This is a genomic window from Eggerthella sp., from assembly GCF_048329335.1.
In the GTDB taxonomy this organism is placed as follows: Bacteria; Actinomycetota; Coriobacteriia; order Coriobacteriales; family Eggerthellaceae; genus Eggerthella; species Eggerthella lenta.
In genome coordinates this window covers 1-2,735 of the sequence record NZ_DBFEGU010000087.1, presented here as the reverse complement: position 1 = coordinate 2,735, position 2,735 = coordinate 1, and the positions used below count along the sequence as shown (strand labels likewise).

1 protein-coding gene is annotated in these 2,735 nt (G+C 64.8%); it reads right to left on the bottom strand.

Going from position 1 to position 2,735, the window contains the following annotated elements:
• Positions 1 to 2,735: MSCRAMM family protein (locus tag ACMO6A_RS02810; protein ID WP_418470744.1), on the bottom strand; the 2,735-nt coding region annotated here is incomplete at both ends.

The window sequence follows — 2,735 nt, the reverse complement described above, 5'->3', positions numbered from 1 at the left end:
TTCGCACCGGGAAGCGGGGTGTCGCCGCCCTTGACGGTCTTGGTCACATCGAACCTGGTCGCGGGGTCGGACTGGTCGGATGTGGCCTTCACCTCGGCGGTTGCGCCGTCCTTGTAGGAGATGGTGAACGGGGTGGGCGTCTCGTCGAGGACGTGGCCCGACGGGGCCTTGGTCTCGACGAAGGCGTAGGTCGCCGAGCCGGCGCCGAGGTAGAGTTCCTTGGTGGTCGCCTTGCCGTCGCTGCCGGTCTTCACGTGGTCGACGACGTCTCCGGCCGCGGCGCGCGCGGTGCCGTCGGGGGACACGATGTCCTGCTGCGCCACGACGTCGTACTCGGCGCCGGCGAGCGTCAGGCCGTCATGCGAGCACGTCTTCGTGATGGTCGCCTTGCCCTTCGCCTGCTCGTCTGCGACCTTGATGACGGTCACGGGGGAGGCCTTCTTGTAGTCCTTGGGAACCTCGAAGCCGACGGCCTCGCCGTTGACGGTATAGGGCGCCACGGCGGAGATTTCCTTGATGGAGTACTTGCCGGACTTGAGGCGCTGCGGGATCGTGACCTGCCCGGCGCCGTCGGTCGTGAAGGTGTCGACGGTGCCGTTGGCGTCGTAGGGGTCGGCGAAGCTCATGGTGCTGCCGTCCGAGTCGAGCACCTGGAACTTGAAGCCGGAAAGGGGCACGGTGTTGCCGGTCTCGGCGTCGGTCTTGACGATCTGGATGCGGCTGTTGAGCGTCTTGTCGATGACGGAGTAGTACTTCGTGGTGCCGTCCACGAGGTCGTCGGCCGAGATGGTCCAGTCGTCCACATGGTCGAAGCCCTCGGGCACCGTGGAATCGACCTCGCGGATCGTGTAGCCGGCCGCGTCGTAGGGCACGGCGCCGGTGATGCCGGCGTTGCGCTTGCCGGAGCCGAACCACGGGCGCGACGGGTCGTCGGTCTTGGCATCGGAGGTGGAGGTCTCGTCGCAGGTTGCCGCGTCCTTGGTGGAGGCGAAGCCGGCATCGTTGGTCGTCAGGGTTCCGACGACCTCCTCGGTGGTGTTCGAGACGATCTGGAACTGGACGCCCGCGGCGGCGTTTCCCTTGCCGTCGTCGGACTCCCAGCTGTCGTCCTCGCCGCCCTTGGTCTTGGCGATCTCGATATCGAACGAGACGGGGTTCTCCTTGAAATCATCCTCAGGCTCAAGATCGATTTCGCCAGACGGAATCACGGTATAGGACCCAGCTTTTACTTCATATTCATGAGCCGTAGAGTCCAGCTTATAACCATTTGGCGCCTTAATTTCTTCAACGCGAATCTTACCGAGAGGCACATCGTGAATCGTCAAAACGCCTTTGCTATTGGTCTTACCCGTCTGCTCCCAACCGGGAGTAGACAGCGATGTGACCTTATATTCGGCGCCCTCAAGCGTAGAGCCGTTCTGGGCATCGCCAAGAGTGGCGGAATCCTTTTTGTTAATTGTCAGTCTAACGGCACCCGGGTCGTCCTTCAGCTGCTCGGTCCCGGCGGAGTTGCCGGTCCTGAAGCCGATATGCCCCTCGTGGAGCGTGTAGCCGGCGGGCGCCTTGGTCTCGACGGCGTAATAGGCCTGGTTGGGCTCGAGGTCGAGCGCGGCGTTGCCCGATGCGTCGGTGACGATATGCGACACGAGCGCGTTGTCGGAGGAGCGGTAGATGTCGTACTCGGCGCCCTCGACGGAGTACTCGGAGTTGCCGTCGGTGATGGAGACGTTGGCCGAGCACTTGGAGAAAGTGTAGCGGACCTTGTTCAGCTTCCACTTGATCTTGAAGAAGCCTGCTCCGGCCTGCGTGAAGGTGGTCGGGACGGTCACGCCGATGATCGCCTCGTCGCCGTTGACGGCGGCGATGCGCACGGTCTGGCCGTAGTCGTCGTCGGTGTGGACGGCCTGGTTGTAGGAGGGGTCGAGCTGGCCGGAGGGGTTCACGCCGACATGCCCGCAGGTGAGGTCCACTTTCGTCGCGCTGGGGATGGTGACGCCGGAGACCGTCTGCGCGGCGATCGTGCAGGTGCGCTCGATCGACCAGGCTCCGGACTGGAGGGCCGAGATGTCGACGTTCTGCGTGCCGAGCGCCTGGTAGATCGTCTTGGCCTCGTAGCGTCCGCCGGACGGGTTCTCGACCGCCGGCAGGGTGGCGCCGGTGGTGGTGCCGGTGTACTTGTTGTGGCCGGCGGTGTGGAAGGACATGCCGGCCCAGGGCGCGGACTGGAACTCCCAGGTTCCGATGTTCCACACGTTGCCGGCGAAGGCCTCGGTGGCGAGCGACGCCAGCCACGAGCCGACGTTCTTCTCGGCGTCGTTGGCGAGCTTGATATCGACGCTGCGCACGCCGGCGGCGGCGATGAGGATATCGAGCGTGCCGGTGTCCTTGTCGTAGGTCCACATGTCGAGGTCGCGCGTGTACTCGATGCCGTTGACGGTGACGGACTCGATCGTGGCGTCGGAGATCGACTTGCGGGCGGCCTTGTCGCGGGCGAGCTCGATCTGGGTGTCGGGGGACGAGACGTCGACCGAGGCGGTTCCGGACTTGGCCGCGCGGCCGTCGACGTTCTCGGCCTCGACTTTCACAGGGAAGGTGTTCACCGCGCCCTTGTCGGGCGTGGCGTAGAGGAGCTGGATGCGCGAGGACGCGACCTTGTACTCGCCGGCCTTGTTCTTGACCGTGTACTTCTTCGGCACGTAGACGAGCCCGGGGGCCGCGTCGAACTTGAGGCCGCG